This is a genomic window from Symbiopectobacterium sp. Eva_TO (assembly GCF_053848865.1).
In genome coordinates, this window is record NZ_JBSPEY010000004.1 from 986,777 (window position 1) to 1,005,990 (window position 19,214).

A 19,214-nucleotide genomic window follows, 5' to 3' on the forward strand; every position below is an offset into this window, starting at 1 on the left:
TTCCAGAGAGATGGCAGCAAAGATTATTGATGGTAAAACGATTGCGCAGCAAGTGAAGGATGAAGTTTGTGCGCGCGTCAAGCAGCGCCTGGCCGAAGGCAAGCGTGCGCCAGGGCTGACTGTTGTGTTAGTCGGCGATAATCCCGCTTCACAGATCTACGTCGCTAGCAAACGTAAAGTGTGTGACGAAGTGGGCTTTGTCTCTCGCTCTTATGACTTACCTTCCAGCACCACGGAAGCCGCGCTGTTGGCGCTGATCGACGAACTGAATGCCGACAACAGCATTGATGGTATTTTGGTTCAGTTGCCGCTGCCCGAAGGCATTGATAACACCAAAGTCATCGAGCGCATCGCACCCGATAAAGACGTGGACGGCTTCCACCCTTACAACGTCGGTCGCCTGTGCCAGCGCGACCCGCTGCTGCGTGCCTGCACGCCGCGCGGCATCATCACGCTGCTGGAACGTTACAACGTGGACATGTTTGGCTTGAATGCCGTGGTGGTGGGTGCGTCCAATATCGTTGGCCGTCCGATGAGTCTGGAACTACTGCTGGCAGGTTGTACCACCACGGTGACCCACCGTTTTACCAAAAACCTGCGTCAACACGTTGAGCAGGCCGACTTGCTGATTGTTGCGGTTGGCAAGCCGGGCTTTATTCCCGGCGAGTGGATTAAACCGGGTGCCATCGTGATCGATGTCGGCATCAATCGTCTGGACAGCGGCAAAGTGGTGGGAGATGTGGAGTTTTCCGTCGCACAGGAGCGCGCGTCGCTGATAACGCCGGTGCCCGGCGGTGTTGGTCCTATGACCGTTGGCACCCTGATTCAAAACACGCTGCAAGCCTGCGAAGAGTACCACGACGGCAACGCGTAACAGCACGGATATACGGTTAACGCATAAACATCACGTTAACATCGCGCGCTCAGGCGCGCCTTTTTCTTTCTTACAGCAGGATGTTATGGAAACTTTTCATCTCGATAAACACCCGCACGTTGAACTGTGCGATCTGCTTAAACTGCTTGGCTGGAGTGAGAGCGGCGCTGCCGCCAAAGCCGCCATTGCTGACGGTGGCGTCAGCGTTGACGGCCTGGTCGAAACGCGTAAGCGCTGCAAGATCATTGCTGGTCAGCGGGTCAACTTTGACGGGCAATCGGTAAATGTCGTGCCCTAAGCAACAGCCAGTAGTCTGATCCAATAAAAATCGCCCGCAAAGGTTTACCGTCGCGGGCGTTTTTTAACACGAACTAACAATAGCGTTATTTACGGCGCCATGTCGTGCCCTGCGGACCGTCTTCTAACACAATCCCCATTTCCGTCAGGCGCGCACGCGCTACATCGGCCAGCGCCCAGTCTTTGGTCTGACGCGCGTCATTACGCTGCTGAATCAGGGCTACGATCTCTTGCACTTCGTCACCATCCGCTTGAGAACCGCTTTGCAGGAAGGATTCCGGGTCTTGCTCCAACAGCCCAAGAATGCCCGCCAAACGGCGCAACGCGGCGGCCAGCGCATCCGCCGCCATCGCATCTTCCGCTTTCAGGCGGTTCACCTCACGTGCCATGTCAAACAGCACCGAGTAAGCCTCTGGCGTATTAAAATCATCGTCCATCGCCGCGCGGAAGCACGTTTCAAACGCGTCGCCACCTTGAGCCGTCGCTGCCGGATCGGTGCCACGCAACGCAGTGTACAAACGCTCCAAAGAGGCACGCGCCTGTTTCAGGTTCTCTTCACTGTAATTCAACTGGCTACGGTAATGGCCCGACATCAGGAAGTAACGCACGGTTTCAGCGTCGTAATATTTCAGTACATCGCGTACGGTGAAGAAATTGTTGAGCGATTTAGACATCTTTTCGCGATCGATCATCACCATACCGGAATGCATCCAGTAGTTGACGTAAGGGCCGTCATGGGCGCAGGTCGACTGAGCAATTTCGTTCTCATGGTGCGGGAACATCAGATCGGAACCGCCGCCGTGAATATCAAAGTGTTCGCCAAGCTGTTTGCAGTTCATGGCTGAACATTCGATGTGCCAGCCGGGACGCCCTCCCCCCCAAGGGGATGTCCAGTGCGGCTCGCCGGGTTTCGACATTTTCCACAACACAAAATCCATCGGATTGCGTTTCACTTCCGCAATATCAATACGTGCCCCCGCTTTCAACTGTTCCAGATCCTGGCGAGAAAGCACGCCGTAACCCGGCGCGCTGTCGACAGAAAACATCACATCGCCGTTGTCTGCCACATAGGCATGTTTGCGCGCAATCAGTTGCGCCACCAGTTCAATAATTTCGGCGATATGGTGTGTAGCACGCGGCTCTAGATCGGGACGTAAAATGTTCAACGCATCAAAATCAGCGTGCATTTCGGCGATCATGCGCGAGGTCAGTTGTTCGCAGCTTTCTCCATTCTCTGCGGCGCGTTTGATGATTTTGTCGTCGATGTCCGTTACATTGCGCACATAATTGAGCGAGTAACCCAAATAGCGCAAATACCTGGCAACCACATCGAAAGCCACAAAAGTACGCCCGTGACCGATATGACACAGGTCATACACGGTAATGCCGCATACATACATGCCCACGTTACCGGCATGAATGGGTTTGAATTCCTCTTTTTGGCGACTCAGCGTATTAAAAATCTTTAACATCAAAACATTCCATGATATTCGCGGGAGAAGTGGAGTATGCGCAGCAAACGGAACACCGCCGTTGAGGCGGGTTCAGCAAGCCCAGCAGCGTATTGAAACCTGAACCTCGAGCTATTGCAAGACTGAGACAGCGTAATAGGAAGATAATTGATAAGGATTAAAAAACAGAAACCCGGCAATGGCTCGCCGGGTCTTATGTTACTGCTTGCAAACCGAAGAAGCGTTAGCGCAAATTCGGATTACTCATCACGGAGTATTTCCCGCTGCCCAGCAGCGCGATAGCCAATGCAGCGAAGAAGAATACCGCAGTCGGTTCAGCGCCCCAGGCACCGGTTTTCGCCAGCGAAACAAAACCCGCTGGTGCAGCCAGAAGTTGCGCAACCACCATGGTACCCGCAACCACTAAGGCAGAAGGACGTGTCAGAATGCCGAGAATCAATAAGATGGGGGCAACGACTTCACCCGCAAAGACACCATACGCGATAAACGTCGGTAATCCCGCATTTGTCAGCATACCCGCGATGGCAACAACCCCATCGACCATTTTGTGCCATCCATGAAAAATCAACAAAATGCCAAAAGCGAGACGCAGCAGCAGTTTGCCTGCATCGGGTTTATCCAGTACACGATTGATTAAGCCCAGCATGATTCACCTGTTAGTATTAGAAATGATTATTAATTATAATTCAATTAAAAACAAACACTTAAATTAAAAATATTTTATTAATCATAAAGTTGTTATACTCAATGTTACTCAAAATCCGTGATAAAACCGTGCAAGTATTAGAGCAACTAGAGACAACTTTTTCGGCAAAATGGACGTGCCAATCACAGATGCCGAGGAAGGGATGCCAGCCAGAGAAGAGGCTTTTCCTTTGGCTGGCGTGTTGGCTTAGGTGACGTACCGAGGCATTGAAAAAATGCTCTTTACTCATGCAAAACCTACCGGGACAACTGGGATATCGGGACAGATTTAAAATAACCATTAAAATTCAATTGAATATATGAAAATCCTTGTCCCAGAGTTGTCCCATTCTCATCTCTTCTCCGTCCCAGCTTCATGACAAATAATCGTTGCACCGGTCTGCACAAATCCCTAATAGACATTAACATTCAATAAGTTATCTGCACTGTAGTGGTCAACTAATATTGGCCACCGCATTAGACTGTATGTAGAACAGTCGCTCAGATTCGTTTGGAGTTAAGCCGCCGTTATACCAGTGAGGCCGGATAGCGCTGTAATACCCCGTGATGTAGCGGATAATCGCGTCCTGGGCTTCGCTGAAGCTGTTGTAACCCTTTGTCGGCACCCATTCTGTCTTCAGGCTGCGGAAGAACCGCTCCATTGGCGCATTATCCCAGCAGTTACCCCGCCGACTCATACTCTGCTTTATCCGGCAGCGCCACAGGGCTTGCCGGTATTGACGGCTGGTATAGTGGCTGCCCTGGTCGCTGTGGAACATGACTCCTGTTGGTTGTCCCCGGAGTTCCCAGGCCATCTGCAACGCTTTAACTGTCAGCGCCGAGTCCGGCGACGTCGACATGGCTCAGCCCACCGGTTTGCGGGCGAACAGATCTAGCACCACCGCAAGGTAAGCCCAGCATTTGCCCGTCCAGATGTAGGTCACATCGCCGCACCAGACCTGATCCGGCGCGGTAACCGCGAACTGGCGGTTGAGATAGTTCGGTATTTCAACGTGTTCATTGCCGCCGCGTTTGTATTTGTGAGCCGGTCGCTGGCAGCTGGCGATACCCAGCTCCTTCATCAGCTTGCCAGCCAGCCAGCGCCCCATTTTGACACCAGAGCTGCCGGTGACGATGGTCGCGATACTTCGAGCGCCGGCAGAGCCGCCGCTGGCGTTCCAGGCTTCCATGACGCGACTACACTTAACCACGCGCTCACCGTCGGGTTCATTAGCGGAAGCCTGCCAGTGCCTGTAGCTGCTGCGATGTACCTCAAAAGTTTGGCACAACGCCGTGACCGGGTATCGCGCCCTCAGCCTGTCGACTACCGTGAACCGTTGAGTGAGTCCGACATTAAGAGCGCCGTAGCCTTTTTTAGGATTTCGTTCTCCATTTCAAGGCATTGGACTTTTTTCTTCATCTCACGCAGCTCGAGCTGTTCAGGGGTAAGAGGAAGTCCCGTTGGCGTTTTTCCCTGTCGTTCAAGGCGAAGCTTATTGACCCAGCGACTAATGGCAGAATGGCTGACATTAACCGCCTCTGCGGCCTTAACGTATGTGTAGCCGTGGTCGACAACCAGCTTTGCGGCTTCGAGCTTAAATTCCGCCGTAAAATGTTTACCCATGAGGTCACCTGTCGTGTTGATGAGGTGAGCATATCACCTCCGCTCAGGTGGCCAGTATCAGTGTGCCACTACATACCCCAGCATACAAAGGCTTGTCAGTGACACTGGATTGGAAAGAAAAACCATTGGGAAAGGCATCAATCAGATGATCGAAGAGGGTCTGATTCGCGATACCGGCGAGAGAAAAGGCCCGACAAAACGGGTTCGGGTATTACAGCTAAATATCGGCAATAAATGTACCCAAAAACGGAATGATACCGAAAACGGTAATGTTACCAAAAACGGAACGTTAAATGATCCCAATATTGGGACGTTGAATGATCCCAAAAACGGGATTTTGAATGATCCCAAAATTGGGACACAGAATCAGTCATTAGAACCCAACATAGAACCTAAAACCCCCTTACCCCCTACCGGGGGCGATGAAGGGTCTTTCCTGAAAAGCCAAAAAACCAAAACAGCGCCACCTGACTATCAGGCGGTACTTCAGGCTTACAACGATGCCGCGGGAAATCGTCTGCCCAATGCCTCTACCCTGAACGATTCCCGCCGACGCGCTATCAAGCGACTGTTGGGCGAGCTGGCAGAGCCCACGCCAGAGGCCGCCGGAAAGTATTTCCAGTACTTCATGGAGACCGCCAAGCCGTTTTACTTTGGCGAAAATCCCCGTCAGTGGCAGGCCAGTTTTGATTACCTGCTACGCAGCGATACCCTGCTGAAAACCCGTGAGGGTGCGTTATGACCCAGAGTATACCGACCGTGCCGTACAGTCTGGATGCCGAAGAAGGGGTGATTGGTAGTCTGCTACTGGATGCGCAGAGCGACAATGCTCAGAGCGTGATGGCTTTTCTCAAACCCGAATCGTTCCACAGCAGTCATTGCCAGGCGATATTTTCCGTGCTGAAGGAGATGAATACACACCGCAAGACTATCGACAGCCTCACGGTGAACGACGAGTTAGAAAACCGTGGTTTGCTCCATCTGGTAGGTGGATTTTCCTACCTGGCCCAGATAGCAAAAAATACGCCCAGTGCCGCTAATGTGGTGGGATATGCCAATGTCGTGCGGGACAAGGCTACAGAACGTTTTGCACTGCGTCAGGCTAACCAGATCACGGCATTGTTTTACGAACGGAACGGGATGAGCGCAGCGGAAAAACTGGACGTTGCCCAACGGTTGATAACCGAAGCGACGGACTATGCTCAAACCGGCAACCAAAAGGGATTACGGCGCATTGACGACGTTGCCGACCGGTGGATACTGGCGATTGAAGCGCGCTGTAATAATCCCGATGCCCATCGCGGCCTGTCAACAGGGATACCCGACCTGGATAAACTGCTGTACCCGAAATTCATCGTCACAGGCTCGCTGTTCGTGATAGGTGCGCGGCCCAAGATGGGAAAAACCACGGTAATGACCGAGATGGCGTTACATGTGGGTGATATCGCGAAACTCCCCGTCGCCATGTTCAGTCTGGAAATGCCGGAAGAGCAGATTTTCGAGCGCATGGTAGGGCAGCAGGCACACGTGAACACCGACATGTTCTATCAGGGAGCGAAAAATCAGGAAGACTGGAAAAAGGTTTACGCGGCGGTTGAACGGATGCGCAATCACCCGCGGATCTGGCTGGACGATCAACCGGGGATGACGCTGGCGCACATCCAGGCAGAGTGCCGGAAACTAAAACGGAGCGAAGGGCAAATCGGCATGATTGGCGTGGATTACCTGACGCTGATGACGACCGATAAAGCCGATACCAATGCGCTGGCGTTTGGCAATATAACCAAGGCGCTGAAGAACCTTGCCAAAGAACTGGATACCGTCGTGGTGCTACTGACCCAGCTAAACCCATATCGTTATACACATCTTTTGGCCATTTTTTGAACAGGATGCTCAGAACCCCGTGAATTAAGGCATTCAAGCCATCCCATTGGCTTTTTGAGGTTCAAAATGCCACTCTGAGATAAACCCGTAACTCATTGATTAAACAGTGCGTTAGAAAGATGTGTATAACGATATGAGCTAAACCCACCTCGTTATACACAAGTCCGCAACGCCTTATATGCCAAGGGTTAGCGGGCTGAAATAGGCAGCCGGTGGGGTTGTAAATGAAGTGAAACCGACGTGTACTATCGCCATTTACGGCGCTGAAAAATGACACGGGATTCAGATGGCTGGGCACACCAAGAACTGGAAGGGGTAAATCTTGGTGACACGAGGCTCAATAAGCGTGCCAAAGGGCTTTTGATACGGCTGGCTGAGAATCCGCAAGCCAGCATTCCGCATGCGTGCCTCGGATGGTCTGAGACGCTGGGTGCTTACCGCTTCATGGAGAACCAAGCATTCGAATGGCGAGACATTCTGCAACCTCACTGGCAGCGTACGCAGGAAAGGATCCGAGAACACGAGGTTGTGCTGTGTATCCAAGACACTACCGAGCTTGACTTCAACGGGCAGCAAATCCAAGGCTTGGGTCCCTTGAACTACGAAGCCAGGCGTGGTCTGTACCTGCATCCGACCTACGCGGTCAGTCCGGATCGCGTGGGGTTGGGCGTACTGGATGCGTGGATGTGGGCAAGAGAGCCGAAGGATGCAGACGGAAAACGCGATGGGCTCAAGGAGAGTACGCGCTGGCTCGAGGGATACGAGCGAGTTGCTGAACTCGCCTCGGAGTTGCCAAACACACATCTGGTGTACTTAGCCGATCGCGAAGCGGATATCAAGGCGTTGATGCAGCTCGCTGATGACCTTGGCACTCCGGCTGACTGGTTGATCCGCTCGACTCATAATCGCAGTCTGGACTGTAATGAGAAGCTTTGGCAGAAGGTTGGAAAGACCGTGCCGGTGGGAGAAATCCAATTCGTTATGGCGGCTCGCGCGGGGCAGAAGGCGCGTACGGTGAAACAGGCGCTGCGCGTGAAGCGAGTGTCGCTGCGTTGCGGGTTGGCAGTGACTTGTGTGATAGCCAAGGAAATTGAGCCGCCAGCAGGCGTGAAGCCGGTCGAGTGGCGGTTGCTGAGCAATCGCGTACCTGAAGGACGAGAAGATATCGTGGAGCTGATCGACTGGTATCGGGCTAGATGGGAAATCGAGATGTTCTTCAATGTGCTGAAGAACGGCTGCTGTGTCGAAGCGTTACAGTTATCGACCGTGGATCGCATTGAGCGGGCATTGGCGCTGTTCATGATCGTGGCATGGCGCATCGCCTATTTAATGCGTATGGGACGAACCTGTCCAGAGCTGGACGCAATGTTGTTCTTTGATTCCGACGAGACTCATGGCGCTTACCTACTGATGAACAAGCGTATGCCCAAGGGCCGCCCTAAGCTAAACGAAGTATTGCGCTTAGTTGCGCAACTCGGAGGCTTTCTTGCTCGAAAAGGCGACGGTGAACCAGGCGCAAAAACTATCTGGAAAGGCTTGCAGAAAGTCATGACGGCCGCCGAAACGCTACGCGCGCTCAGGCACGAACAGAGACGTGTATAACGAGGTGACCTAATATGTATTAGTCGCGACTTGATCTGACACTGGACCTTGAAAGGTTGAGAGTTACCGGTTTTGATATGGGTGTCGAATCCTTATACAAAACACGAGGTAACTCTCATGCTTCATACTAACAATCCCATCATCAAACACAAAGCCGGCCTGCTCAATCTCGCCGAAGAACTCGGTAACGTATCAAAAGCCTGTAAAATCATGGGGGTGTCACGCGACACGTTTTATCGCTATCAGGAACTGGCGGCAGAAGGCGGCATTGACGCTCTGGTTAACCAAAACCGCCGGGTTCCCAACCTGAAAAACCGTGCTGATGAAGCCACTGAACGTGCGGTTGTTGATTACGCCATTGAGTTCCCGGCTCATGGCCAGCACCGGACCAGTAATGAGCTGCGTAAAAAAGGCGTCTTCATTTCTGGCAGCGGTGTGCGCTCCATCTGGCAACGACACGATCTGGAAAACTTTCGTAAGCGCCTGAAGGCACTTGAGGAAAAAGTTGCCAGAGAAGGCATCGTACTTACTGATGCTCAAATCGCTGCACTGGAGAAGAAGGCGCACGACGACGAAGCCTGTGGTGAAATAGCGACTGCTCACCCGGGTTATCTGGGGTCGCAGGACACCTTCTACGTGGGTAATCTGAAAGGTGTTGGCCGTATCTACCAGCAGACGTTCGTGGATACGTACTCGAAAGTGGCGCACTCAAGCTTTACACGAGTAAAGCACCGATCTCTGCCGCCGACCTGCTCAATGATCGCGTGCTGCCGTTCTACGAAGCTCAGGGGCTGCCAATGCTAAGAATACTGACGGACAGGGGGACGGAGTACTGCGGTAAAGTGGAACAACATGACTATCAGCTGTACTTGGCTATCAACGATATAGACCATACGAAAACGAAAGCGATGTCTCCGCAGACAAACGGTATCTGCGAGCGCTTCCATAAAACTATTTTGCAGGATTTTTATCAGGTTGCGTTCCGTAAGACGTTATACGAGGACCTAGAAAGTCTACAAAAGGATCTGGAAAACTGGTTGTGGCATTACAATAATGAGCGAACTCATCAGGGTAAAATGTGCTGCGGGCGTACGCCAATGGCCACGTTACTTGATGGTAAACGAGTCTGGGCAGAAAAAAATCTGAACCAGATTTAATCTGACAGACACCTGTATAAATAACCGGTAACTGTCAGATCAGGTCTGAGCTAATACACCTAATACTGATTGAGGCAATTCCTGATTGTAGAGCCAAACATATCGATGCAGAGTGATCTCAAGCTCTTCACCAGAATTGAAATGGTGGCTCTGCAGCACATCTTCTATGCGCCCATTAAATCGCTCGACCATACCATTTGTTTGAGGATGCATCGGTGGGCTAAGTCGGTGTTCTATATCAGGCTCTGCACACAAACGGTCGAATTCATGTTTCCCGGTGGCTGAACGTTTTCGCAGACCAAAAAGACGGTCTGTAAATTCCTTGCCATTGTCTGTAAGTACCCGATGGATAGCCATGGGACATGCCCGGTTAAGATCACGCAAGAAACGCCGCGCATTAGCCGCCGTCTTGGCTTTGTAGAGACGGATAAAAACCCATCGAGTCGCGCGATCTATACCTACGAAAAGATAGCGTCGCGAGGTTTCATTTGACATTTGTGGAAGATATTTCACATCAACATGCAGATAACCAGGTTCGTAGCTTTTAAACGCTTTGTGCTTTGGTTTTGGTGCTTTCTCCTTCATGTCACGCAAACTCCCCACTCCGTGCCTGCGTAAACAGCGATCCAGGCCAGATCGAGATACGGCGGGATTCAAGAATTCGCGTACGACCGCCAACAGATCGTCAAGAGGAAGAAAAAGCGTTTTTCGCAGGGAGACAGCCACGGCTTCCTGAGCCGGCGACAGAGTCGTCTGCAAACGATGGGGAATATGGCTATGATCCTCAACACTATCTCGTTTTTTCCATTTATAAACAGTCAGTTAAGAGATGCCATAACGCTTAGACAAAGTAGATGCAGGCTCGTTGCTTGCCTGAAGAGATGCTCTGATTTTAGGTGTTGTAGTTGCCTGACGATGGAGTCTAATCCACCTCGTTATACACATCTCTGTTCGTGCCTGAGCGCGCGTAGCGTTTCGGCGGCCGTCATGACTTTCTGCAAGCCTTTCCAGATAGTTTTTGCGCCTGGTTCACCGTCGCCTTTTCGAGCAAGAAAGCCTCCCAGTTGCGCAACTAAGCGCAATACTTCGTTTAGCTTAGGGCGGCCCTTGGGCATACGCTTGTTCATCAGTAGGTAAGCGCCATGAGTCTCGTCGGAATCAAAGAACAACATTGCGTCCAGCTCTGGACAGGTTCGTCCCATACGCATTAAATAGGCGATGCGCCATGCCACGATCATGAACAGCGCCAATGCCCGCTCAATGCGATCCACGGTCGATAACTGTAACGCTTCGACACAGCAGCCGTTCTTCAGCACATTGAAGAACATCTCGATTTCCCATCTAGCCCGATACCAGTCGATCAGCTCCACGATATCTTCTCGTCCTTCAGGTACGCGATTGCTCAGCAACCGCCACTCGACCGGCTTCACGCCTGCTGGCGGCTCAATTTCCTTGGCTATCACACAAGTCACTGCCAACCCGCAACGCAGCGACACTCGCTTCACGCGCAGCGCCTGTTTCACCGTACGCGCCTTCTGCCCCGCGCGAGCCGCCATAACGAATTGGATTTCTCCCACCGGCACGGTCTTTCCAACCTTCTGCCAAAGCTTCTCATTACAGTCCAGACTGCGATTATGAGTCGAGCGGATCAACCAGTCAGCCGGAGTGCCAAGGTCATCAGCGAGCTGCATCAACGCCTTGATATCCGCTTCGCGATCGGCTAAGTACACCAGACGTGTGTTTGGCAACTCCGAGGCGAGTTCAGCAACTCGCTCGTATCCCTCGAGCCAGCGCGTACTCTCCTTGAGCCCATCGCGTTTTCCGTCTGCATCCTTCGGCTCTCTTGCCCACATCCACGCATCCAGTACGCCCAACCCCACGCGATCCGGACTGACCGCGTAGGTCGGATGCAGGTACAGACCACGCCTGGCTTCGTAGTTCAAGGGACCCAAGCCTTGGATTTGCTGCCCGTTGAAGTCAAGCTCGGTAGTGTCTTGGATACACAGCACAACCTCGTGTTCTCGGATCCTTTCCTGCGTACGCTGCCAGTGAGGTTGCAGAATGTCTCGCCATTCGAATGCTTGGCTCTCCATGAAGCGCTAAGCACCCAGCGTCTCAGACCATCCGAGGCACGTATGCGGAATGCTGGCTTGCGGATTCTCAGCCAGCCGTATCAAAAGCCCTTTGGCACGCTTATTGAGCTTCGTGTCACCAAGATTTACCCCTTCCAGTTCTTGGTGTGCCCAGCCATCTGAATCCCGTGTCATTTTTCAGCGCCGTAAATGGCGATAGTACACGTCGGTTTCACTTCATTTACAATCCCACCGGCTGCCTATTTCAGCCCGCTAACCCTTGGCATATAAGGCGTTGCGGACTTGTGTATAACGAGGTGAGTCTAATCATCATGATATTTTGCCCTCAACTATATCCCTCAGTAGCCATCTTGCCATGAACAGCGCGGTGCGACGAGGGTCTATATAATGATCCGGTACTAAACACCTATGCCATTCCCACTTCACCCAGTGTTTCCATTGAACAGTTTGCTCACGAATTTGCCTCAACGCTTGCTTATTACCAGCAGCAGTTATCAAGCTGGCAGCAGATATTAACCGGAACGGGAAACGTTACGTTGACCACGCCAGACGGTCAGACCGTTACCGTTCGCTCGCAACGGGCGTGGGATACGGCGCTGAATAGGAAAGCCAATTCCAGCGATGTTTTCTTGCTGAAAGGCGCGCTGGGAACCAATGACCTGAACAATGCTATCGGAACCGATTACCAGGGTATCTGGTGGCAGAATGCGACCGCAAACGCCACGGCGGCAAGGAACTATCCTGTGGTGTCCGCTGGGAACCTGCTTGTGCTCTACAACAGTGTGACCAGCTACGGCATTACGCAGATTTATATCACCCCTGTTTCAAAGCGCATTTTTATCAGAAGCAAGCCAACACCGAGCGATGCATGGACAACATGGGATGAGTTTTGGACTAGCGCAAATCTGCCAAACCCCGCAACGCTTGATACTGCGCAAAACATAACTGGGCTAAAGCAATTTCGTAGGAATTCAGAAGCGTTCATGATCTTCCCTGCTGAACAAGGAAAGTCGTCGTTAATCCGAGGAAGTGACGCTGATGGAAATTCAAGATGGTATTTGGGTTACGGTGGTGACAACGTAAATACGCTAACGTTGCATAACTATAAAGCAAGTAACGGGATCTATTTCAACGAAAACGGCGATATATCGATTAATCCGGCTTATGGTAAACGTATTTACCAATGGACATACCCGCTACTGGCGGCAGGGCTGAATGCTATATCCGACGCCAACGGCTTCTGGAAAACAGCAAGCCCGGTTGTGAAGCTGTTTGCTGACGGCACCAGCGAACTCACCAGCGAAGCCGAGGGCATCACCAGCGAGCGCCTGAGCGAAGGGGTGTACCGTATTTCCGGCTGTTTGGGGCTGAATGCCGATCTTGCCTGGGGCGGTATCGAGGGGGGGATCAGTTGCCCGAAATGCCGGAACGGGCTTGAGCGAGTCTGGAATGATTATGACGTCGAAGCTGACGGCTCTATCGTTATTCGCACCTATCACCGGCCACACCCTGACGCCCCAGCGTTTGCACGCAATGAGATAGAGGGCTACGCGAACGGCGACCTGATCGATATCCCGCGTTACACCTTCATATCGGTACGCGTGCAAATGCCAGAACGTGAGGCGCTCAAACCGAAAGTAACGCAGAGTAATGTTTACTGCAACACCGTAGCAAGCTAAACGAAAAGCCCACGTCGCTCGGCTATGAGGTCGAGCGCATCATCAAGAGTAGGGAGCAGGTCGGGGTGAATGTGATTTGTCACGTCAAGGAATGGGGTCGGCAAGTCGAAATGGACGGTAATTTATTGATAAAAATGTCGTGTATTGTCGTGCTTTGTTGTGTTTTGTCGCCTATGTTTTGAGCGATAAAGTCAATCAATATATTGATATTTATGGTTTTTATGTGTTTTGACTCCGCTGTTGTGCCAGCAGAGCGCACTGGCAGGGGCGATGCCATCGGCATCCTTCCCCTATGCCAAGGTGGTGTAGGGGAAAGATTCTTGTCAGGCGAGCACCAGGTCTCCCTGTGGCACGCAACTGCAGGCCAAAATAGTGCCATCCTCGCGCACGGCACCCCGCTTTAGGGGCGAAACCTCACCGCTGACCAGCGTCATTTTGCAACAACCGCATACGCCCGCCCGGCAAGAATAGGGCACGTGCACACCGTGCTGCTCTAGTTGCTCTAACAAAATTTGCTGATTATTCCCCGGCAGCGTTTTGCCCTGATAGTGCAGGGAAAGGCCTTGTTCCGCCTGAACCGGCGCTTCCAGCGTTGCGGCAGGGGTTCCTGCACCATAGAGACGCGGTGGCTTGGTTGCCAGCACCTCGACGCTATCGCCCACCCGAATGATACCGCTTTGACGTGCCACCATATTCTGACCAAAATCCACGTCACCGTTTTCCGCCGTGCGGAAGGCTTGCAACGTGGCGAGCGGCTCTCCCGAGGGATGCTTGCGCCCACGCTCGGTGCTCACGGTGGTCAATACGCAGCGGCTGCACGGTTTAACAACGTCAAAAGTCACCTCGCCAATACGGACCGTCTGCCAGCCGTCTTCCGCGAAGGCATCAGCGCCGGTTACCACAATGTTAGGGCGGAACTGAATCAGCTTGATCCCCGCGCTACAACGCTGGCGCATTGCCTGAAAAGAGGCTTCATTGACCAACAGATAAGGGTAACCGTCGGCGAAACCCAACGGAATGTCGGGAAAACGCTTCACGCGACGAGAGGGCATGTCGCCAACCCAGCGCAACTGTACCGGACGTTTAAAATAACCGCTCAACCACTGGTTGATGTTATCGGGTGCGATACAGGCGGAAAAATGCGTGCCCCAGACTTCTGTGGGCTCTGGTGTGTGGGCGAAATCCGCATAGCGTACTAACGCCTGAGCGCCGTCAGGTGCAGTGAGGAACAGGCCGTCAGGCAGCAACGCCGGTGTAAACAGCACCATTTCGGGAAACTGGCGTGCCGTGATAAAGGTCCCACCAGGTTCCGTCACCATAAATGAACGGTCATACGCCAGACCGCTGGGCGTTGCCAACGCATGGGAAAGTTGCAAGCCGCGCAAGGATTTGACCGGATGAACGTACAGTTGGGAAACACCAATCATCAAGAGTGCCTATCTGTTCAAAGGTTTTAACGCCGCAACTTTATGACAAGTCGCTGGGATTAGCTATAATGCGCCTCAATTTTATGTGTTACACCCGTGATACTTCAAATTGCACGTGCGCTGACTGTGTGGGGTCATCCGAACCACTTATCGCTTTCCTGCAACTCGAAGTCGTCTGGGTCTACCCTTTTACCTTGGTGGTCGTCGTATTATGAATTCTCTGTTTGCCAGCACGGCGCGTGGTCTGGAAGAACTGCTTAAAAGTGAACTTGAAGCGTTAGGTGCGCAGGAATGCAGCCTGGTTCAAGGTGGCGTGCATTTTCAGGGTGACGACCGTTTGATGTATCACAGCTTGCTGTGGAGCCGCCTGGCATCACGTATTTTATTGCCGCTCGGCGAATGCAAGGTCTACAGCGATCTCGATCTCTACCTCGGTGTTCAGGCCATTGACTGGACCTCTGTGTTCTCGGTTGATAGAGCTTTTGTTGTTCATTTTACCGGCACTAACGACGAAATCCGTAATTCTCAGTACGGCGCGCAGAAAGTGAAAGACGCCATTGTCGATAGCTTTGTGCGTAAAACTGGTCAGCGCCCTAACGTGGCCAAGCAGCAACCGGATATTCGCATCAATGTGTTTCTGCAACGCGAGACGGCCAGCATTGCGCTGGATCTCAGCGGCGAAGGCTTGCACCAGCGCGGTTATCGTGAAGGCACTGGCGCTGCGCCGTTGAAAGAAAACCTCGCGGCGGCCATTGTGCTGCGCTCGGGTTGGCAGCCGGGTACGCCAATGATCGATCCGCTGTGCGGTTCAGGTACGTTGTTGATTGAGGCCGCTATGATGGCCGCCGATCGCGCACCGGGCTTGCGCCGCGATCATTGGGGATTTAGCGTCTGGCTGAACCATAACGCCGATGTGTGGCGTGACGTGGTGTCTGAGGCGCAGGTGAGGGCCAAACAAGGCCTGCAAACCACCACCTCCCGTTTTTACGGTTCAGACAACGATAGCCGGGTGATTGAGCTGGCGCGCGCCAATGCGCGCCGTGCCGGTGTCAGCGAATTGATAACCCTCTCGGTTCAGGATGCGGTGCGACTGCGCAATCCGCTGCCGCAAGGTCCGACAGGAACAGTACTCAGTAACCCGCCTTACGGTGAGCGTCTGGAGAGTGAGCCTGCTCTGATCGCCTTACACAATATGCTGGGCCGCAAGCTGAAAAGTGAGTTCGGTGGCTGGACGCTGTCGCTGTTCAGTGCGTCACCGGAACTGTTAACCAGCCTGCCGTTACGTGCTGAACGCCAGTTTAAGGTCAAAAACGGGCCGCTGGATTGCGTACAGAAAAACTACCGTATTAGCGCTGCGCCTGAAGCCTCGGCGGGTGAAACCACCGTGCCGCGCGTGAGCGCCGACGTTGCTCCGGATTTTGCCAACCGACTGCGCAAAAACTGCCGTAAACTGGAAAAATGGGCCCGTCAGCAGGGTATAGAATGTTATCGCCTGTATGACGCCGATCTTCCGGAATACAATGTGGCGATCGATCGTTATGGCAGTTGGGTGGTAGTGCAGGAGTACGCGCAGCCGAAAACCGTCGATCCGCAAAAAGCCCGCCAGCGGGTGTTTGATATTATCAATGCTACGTTGCACGTGTTGGAACTGCCTGCCAATCGCTTGGTGTTAAAAACCCGCGAACGGCAAAAGGGCAAGAGCCAGTATGAAAAACTGGCGCAGAAGGGCGATTTCCTACTGATGCAGGAGTATAACGCCAAGCTGTGGGTGAATCTGACCGATTATCTTGATACCGGACTGTTTCTCGATCACCGTATCGCGCGCAAGATGCTGGGCGAAATGAGTAAAGGAAAAGACTTCCTGAACCTCTTTGCCTATACCGGCACGGCCAGCGTCCACGCAGGGTTGGGCGGTGCGCGCACCACCACTACGGTGGATATGTCGCGTACCTACCTGGAATGGGCGGAGAAAAACCTGAGCAGCAATGGTCTGGCAGGTCTTCAGCATCGTCTTATTCAGGCGGATTGCCTGACCTGGATGCAGGAAACGCGCGAACAGTTTGACCTGATTTTTATCGATCCGCCCACGTTCTCAAATTCGAAACGCATGGCCGATGCTTTTGACGTGCAACGGGACCATCTGGCGTTGATGAAAGATTTGCAGCGTATACTGCGTCGAGGCGGTACCATTCTGTTTTCTAACAACAAACGCGGTTTCCAGATGGATCAGCCGGGCATTGTAGCCCTTGGGCTTCGCGCCACGGAAATTAGCGAGAAAACCCTTTCATTAGATTTTGCCCGCAATCGCCAGATCCATAACTGTTGGCTGCTGCGACACGCGGGCGAGGAAAAGTAAGTCATGTCATTAATTAGCGTCTCGGATGCCTGGCTGTCGTTCAGCGATGCGCCTTTACTTGAGAACACCGAACTGCACATTGAAGAAAATGAACGCGTCTGCCTGGTAGGGCGTAACAGTGCGGGGAAATCGACCCTGCTGAAAATTCTGGCGCGCGAAGTGCGGCTGGACGATGGGCGTATTGTTTATGAGCAAGATCTGATCGTCTCCCGTTTGCAGCAAGATCCGCCGCGTGACATAGCGGGAAGCGTATTTGATTTTGTGGCAGAAGGGGTGGCCGAGCAGGCCGATTACCTGAAACGCTACCATGAAGCCTTGCGTCTGGTCGAACAGGATCCCAGCGATAAGAACCTGAACCAGCTGGCAGTACTTCAGGAAACGTTGGAAACCCAAGGGCTGTGGCAATTGGAAAATCGCATCCACGATGTGTTGGTCCAATTGGGTCTGACAGCAGATGCGCCCTTGTCCTCGCTTTCTGGCGGCTGGCTGCGCAAGGCCGCACTGGGCCGTGCGCTGGTCAGTGGGCCGAAAGTCTTGCTGCTTGATGAGCCGACCAACCACCTGGATATCGAAACCATCGACTGGCTAGAAGGTTTCCTCAAAACGTTCCAGGGCAGTATCGTTTTCATCTCCCATAACCGTTCTTTTATTCGCAACATGGCGACACGCATTGTCGATCTCGATCGTGGCAAACTGGTCTCCTGGCCCGGCAATTACGACAAGTATCTGCTGGGCAAAGAAGAAGCGCTGCGTGTGGAAGAGCTGCAAAATGCCGAATTCGATCGCAAGCTGGCGCAGGAAGAGGTGTGGATCCGTCAGGGCATCAAGGCGCGTCGCACGCGTAATGAAGGCCGGATGCGTGCGCTGAAAGCGATGCGTCAGGAGCGTTCACAGCGTCGCGAAGTGATGGGCTCTGCCAAAATGCAGGTTGAAGAATCGGCTCGTTCCGGCAAAATCGTGTTTGAACTGGAAAACGTCGATTATCACATCGGTGATAAAAATCTGGTGCGGGGATTCTCTGCCCAGGTGTTGCGCGGTGACAAGATAGCGCTGGTTGGGCCAAACGGCTGCGGCAAAACCACGCTGTTGAAACTGCTGTTGGGCGATCTGCAAGCGACGCACGGTCGCGTTCACTGCGGCACCAAGCTGGAAGTTGCCTATTTTGATCAGCACCGCGCGGAGCTCGATCCTGAGCGCACCGTGATGGATAACCTGGCCGAAGGCAAACAGGAAGTGATGGTTAATGGCCGTTCTCGCCATGTGCTGGGCTACCTGCAAGATTTCCTTTTCCATCCCAAACGGGCAATGACGCCGGTAAAAGCCCTGTCAGGCGGTGAACGTAACCGACTGCTGCTGGCGCGTTTGTTCCTCAAACCCAGTAACCTGTTGATTCTTGACGAACCAACTAACGATCTTGATGTGGAAACGCTGGAACTGTTGGAAGAGTTGATCGACAGCTATCAAGGTACTGTGCTGCTGGTGAGCCACGATCGTCAATTTGTGGATAACTCGGTCACCGAGTGCTGGATTTTCGAAGGGGATGGGCGTATTAACTGCTATGTTGGCGGTTATTATGATGCACAGCAGCAGCGCGCTGAAACGGTGCCCTTGCGTAAATCCGTGCCTGCGGCGGCGGAAAAATCAGCAGAGAGTAAAGAGACCGTTCAGAACGCACCCAGCGCTAAACGTCAAACCGGTAAACTCAGTTATAACCAGCAGCGCGAACTGGAGCAGTTACCCCAGAAACTCGAACAACTGGAACAGTCCATTGCGGCGTTACAAGCTCAAATGAACGATGCTGATTTCTTTACCCGTCCGCGTGATGAAACGCAAAAGATATTGAATGCATTGGCAGAAGCGGAGCAGGAGCTGGAAGTGTGTTTTGAGCGCTGGGAAGCGTTGGAAACGCAGAAAAACGGCTAACGTTGCGTATACTACCAACAGGTAGATGCCTTCTGACGGTAACCACACGTACGATATACCGTGCCGTGGGAACACGAGCCTTCTACAGGTAACGGCGGCGGCGCGCCTGACCGGGGTGCCGCGCGGCGAAAGATAAAGGAGG

At 52.9% G+C, this 19,214-nt stretch carries 11 protein-coding genes and 4 pseudogenes; 9 read left to right on the forward strand and 6 right to left on the reverse strand.

The window, feature by feature from the left end:
* Positions 1 to 10 precede the first annotated feature (10 nt).
* Positions 11 to 874: a bifunctional methylenetetrahydrofolate dehydrogenase/methenyltetrahydrofolate cyclohydrolase FolD gene (gene folD, locus ACWWJF_RS07090; protein WP_455869054.1), complete on the forward strand. Its 864-nt coding sequence runs from the start codon at positions 11 to 13 to the stop codon at positions 872 to 874.
* Between the two features lie 85 nt (positions 875 to 959).
* Positions 960 to 1,172 carry a ribosome-associated protein YbcJ gene (ybcJ, locus tag ACWWJF_RS07095; RefSeq protein ID WP_455869055.1) on the forward strand — a complete coding sequence of 71 codons (213 nt, stop codon included), beginning with the start codon at positions 960 to 962 and terminating at the stop codon, positions 1,170 to 1,172.
* Between the two features lie 85 nt (positions 1,173 to 1,257).
* Here the strand turns inward: ybcJ and cysS are convergent, their stop codons facing one another.
* From cysS to ACWWJF_RS07110, 3 genes and pseudogenes are all read right to left on the reverse strand, one after another.
* Complete coding sequence (gene cysS / locus ACWWJF_RS07100; protein ID WP_455869056.1) at positions 1,258 to 2,643, reverse strand: cysteine--tRNA ligase; 1,386 nt, start codon at positions 2,641 to 2,643, stop codon at positions 1,258 to 1,260.
* A 223-nt stretch (positions 2,644 to 2,866) separates the two neighbouring features.
* Entirely contained in the window at positions 2,867 to 3,289 is a 423-nt protein-coding gene (locus tag ACWWJF_RS07105) for a DoxX family protein (protein ID WP_455869057.1), read from the reverse strand.
* Between the two features lie 493 nt (positions 3,290 to 3,782).
* A pseudogene (locus ACWWJF_RS07110) lies at positions 3,783 to 4,988 on the reverse strand (IS3 family transposase).
* Between the two features lie 72 nt (positions 4,989 to 5,060).
* Between ACWWJF_RS07110 and ACWWJF_RS07115 the strand changes: the two are divergent.
* The 4 genes and pseudogenes from ACWWJF_RS07115 (at position 5,061) to ACWWJF_RS07130 (ending at position 9,594) form a co-directional block, all read left to right on the forward strand.
* On the forward strand, positions 5,061 to 5,693 hold the full coding sequence (locus tag ACWWJF_RS07115; RefSeq protein WP_455869058.1) for a replication protein: 633 nt from the start codon (positions 5,061 to 5,063) through the stop codon (positions 5,691 to 5,693).
* Entirely contained in the window at positions 5,690 to 6,835 is a 1,146-nt protein-coding gene (locus ACWWJF_RS07120) for a replicative DNA helicase (protein WP_455869059.1), read from the forward strand. The genes ACWWJF_RS07115 and ACWWJF_RS07120 overlap by 4 nt, the downstream gene beginning before the upstream one ends.
* A 270-nt stretch (positions 6,836 to 7,105) precedes the next feature.
* Positions 7,106 to 8,437, forward strand: coding sequence for an IS4 family transposase (locus ACWWJF_RS07125; RefSeq protein WP_455869060.1), 1,332 nt, complete (start codon positions 7,106 to 7,108; stop codon positions 8,435 to 8,437).
* Positions 8,438 to 8,554: 117 nt separating this feature from the next.
* Positions 8,555 to 9,594, forward strand: a pseudogene (locus tag ACWWJF_RS07130) (IS481 family transposase).
* Positions 9,595 to 9,651: 57 nt separating this feature from the next.
* Here the strand turns inward: ACWWJF_RS07130 and ACWWJF_RS07135 are convergent.
* A pseudogene (locus ACWWJF_RS07135) lies at positions 9,652 to 10,539 on the reverse strand (IS481 family transposase); the annotation flags it as partial.
* Positions 10,530 to 11,861 (reverse strand): annotated as a pseudogene (locus ACWWJF_RS07140) (IS4 family transposase). The pseudogenes ACWWJF_RS07135 and ACWWJF_RS07140, both read right to left, overlap by 10 nt.
* Positions 11,862 to 12,223: 362 nt before the next feature.
* On the opposite strand from ACWWJF_RS07140, the gene ACWWJF_RS07145 reads away from it, so the two are divergent.
* Positions 12,224 to 13,366 carry a phage tail fiber protein gene (locus tag ACWWJF_RS07145; RefSeq protein ID WP_455869061.1) on the forward strand — a complete coding sequence of 381 codons (1,143 nt, stop codon included), beginning with the start codon at positions 12,224 to 12,226 and terminating at the stop codon, positions 13,364 to 13,366.
* A 323-nt stretch (positions 13,367 to 13,689) separates the two neighbouring features.
* Here the strand turns inward: ACWWJF_RS07145 and ACWWJF_RS07150 are convergent, their stop codons facing one another.
* Positions 13,690 to 14,793, reverse strand: coding sequence for a YcbX family protein (locus ACWWJF_RS07150; RefSeq protein ID WP_455870978.1), 1,104 nt, complete (start codon positions 14,791 to 14,793; stop codon positions 13,690 to 13,692).
* Positions 14,794 to 15,004: 211 nt separating this feature from the next.
* On the opposite strand from ACWWJF_RS07150, the gene rlmKL reads away from it, so the two are divergent.
* Positions 15,005 to 17,149, forward strand: coding sequence for a bifunctional 23S rRNA (guanine(2069)-N(7))-methyltransferase RlmK/23S rRNA (guanine(2445)-N(2))-methyltransferase RlmL (gene rlmKL / locus ACWWJF_RS07155; RefSeq protein ID WP_455869062.1), 2,145 nt, complete (start codon positions 15,005 to 15,007; stop codon positions 17,147 to 17,149).
* Between the two features lie 3 nt (positions 17,150 to 17,152).
* Positions 17,153 to 19,072 carry an ABC transporter ATP-binding protein gene (locus ACWWJF_RS07160; protein ID WP_455869063.1) on the forward strand — a complete coding sequence of 640 codons (1,920 nt, stop codon included), beginning with the start codon at positions 17,153 to 17,155 and terminating at the stop codon, positions 19,070 to 19,072.
* Positions 19,073 to 19,214 lie beyond the last annotated feature (142 nt).

What these genes read in the sequence shown, in the direction of transcription:
- folD (WP_455869054.1), top strand. Translation starts at nt 11, where the DNA reads ATGGCAGCAAAGATTATTGATGGTAAAACGATTGCGCAGCAAGTGAAG.
- ybcJ (WP_455869055.1), top strand. Translation starts at nt 960, where the DNA reads ATGGAAACTTTTCATCTCGATAAACACCCGCACGTTGAACTGTGCGAT.
- cysS (WP_455869056.1), bottom strand. Translation starts at nt 2,643, where the DNA reads ATGTTAAAGATTTTTAATACGCTGAGTCGCCAAAAAGAGGAATTCAAA.
- ACWWJF_RS07105 (WP_455869057.1), bottom strand. Translation starts at nt 3,289, where the DNA reads ATGCTGGGCTTAATCAATCGTGTACTGGATAAACCCGATGCAGGCAAA.
- ACWWJF_RS07120 (WP_455869059.1), top strand. Translation starts at nt 5,690, where the DNA reads ATGACCCAGAGTATACCGACCGTGCCGTACAGTCTGGATGCCGAAGAA.
- ACWWJF_RS07125 (WP_455869060.1), top strand. Translation starts at nt 7,106, where the DNA reads ATGACACGGGATTCAGATGGCTGGGCACACCAAGAACTGGAAGGGGTA.
- ACWWJF_RS07150 (WP_455870978.1), bottom strand. Translation starts at nt 14,793, where the DNA reads ATGATTGGTGTTTCCCAACTGTACGTTCATCCGGTCAAATCCTTGCGC.
- rlmKL (WP_455869062.1), top strand. Translation starts at nt 15,005, where the DNA reads ATGAATTCTCTGTTTGCCAGCACGGCGCGTGGTCTGGAAGAACTGCTT.
- ACWWJF_RS07160 (WP_455869063.1), top strand. Translation starts at nt 17,153, where the DNA reads ATGTCATTAATTAGCGTCTCGGATGCCTGGCTGTCGTTCAGCGATGCG.